This is a genomic window from Streptomyces sp. IBSBF 2435 (genome assembly GCF_036815005.1).
Lineage (GTDB): Bacteria > Actinomycetota > Actinomycetes > Streptomycetales > Streptomycetaceae > Actinacidiphila.
Genome location: NZ_JAJSYW010000389.1, coordinates 1 through 1,006 on the forward strand (window position 1 = coordinate 1; position 1,006 = coordinate 1,006).

Sequence of the window (1,006 nt, forward strand, 5' to 3'; positions counted from 1 at the left end):
TGGTTGGGAGCCATAACATACCCCCCGCGCCATGGAGCGGTCGATGGGCGGCGCCGCGCACCCCCACCACCCGTCCCGCAGGCTGCTCGCGGCTCTGGCCACGGCTGTCGCCGCGGTGCTGGTCTACGTGCTGACGATGCTGCCCGCCCCCGCGGCCACCCCGAGCGCGGCCCCGGCGGCCGACGTCGTCGGCAACGCCACCCACTTCGACGGCCTCGGCCAGCCCTACGGCGGCTGCGGCATGCCGCAGGCCCAGCTGGACTCACCGGACTTCGTCGCGCTGAACGTCTTCAACACGCCCGGCGACTACGCGAATTACCCGCGGCCCGTGCCGCCCGCACAGAGCGCGATCAAGGGCGCCTGGGACAACGGCCACAACTGCGGGCGCTGGGTGAAGGTCACCATCGGCGACTACTGCACCGGCACCAACGACGGCGCCCCCGGCCAGCCCTTCTGCCGCAACGGCGGTTGGACCCAGGACTCCTACAACGGCGCCACCCTCACCATGCTGGTCGCCGACAGCTGCGCGGACGCCAACGCCTGGTGCCGGGACGACCCGAACCACCTGGACCTCGACACCGCGTCACTCAACCACTTCACGCAGAACGGCAGTACGGTGACCGGGCTCCCGGACCGCTGGAACAACCGCCATGTGTCGTGGAGTTACGTCCCCGCTCCCGGCTACACCGGTGACATCAAGATCGGCTTCCTCCAGGGCGCCCAGCGCTACTGGGGCGCGGTCTCGGTCTCCCACCTGCCCAACGGCGTGCACGGTGTGGAGTATTACTCCGCCGGGGCCTGGCACGACGCGCAGATGAACAGCGACATGGGCCAGTCGTTCATCCTGAACCCGCTCACCGACGGCGGCACGGACTTCAGGATCCGGGTGCGGGACGTCACCGACAGCTACGTCTTCGGCGGCCGGACCTACGACTTCTCCCTGCCCGCGGCATGCTCGGGCACCTGCTCGCAGCCGTACACCGGCGTCACCTACACGACCGCGGGC

1 protein-coding gene is annotated in these 1,006 nt (G+C 70.3%); it reads left to right on the forward strand.

The genetic code is table 11. The features are described 5' to 3' along the window. Positions 1 to 31: 31 nt before the first annotated feature. Positions 32 to 1,006: cellulose-binding protein (locus V7E46_RS33615; protein ID WP_333771939.1), on the forward strand; the 975-nt coding region annotated here is incomplete at its 3' end.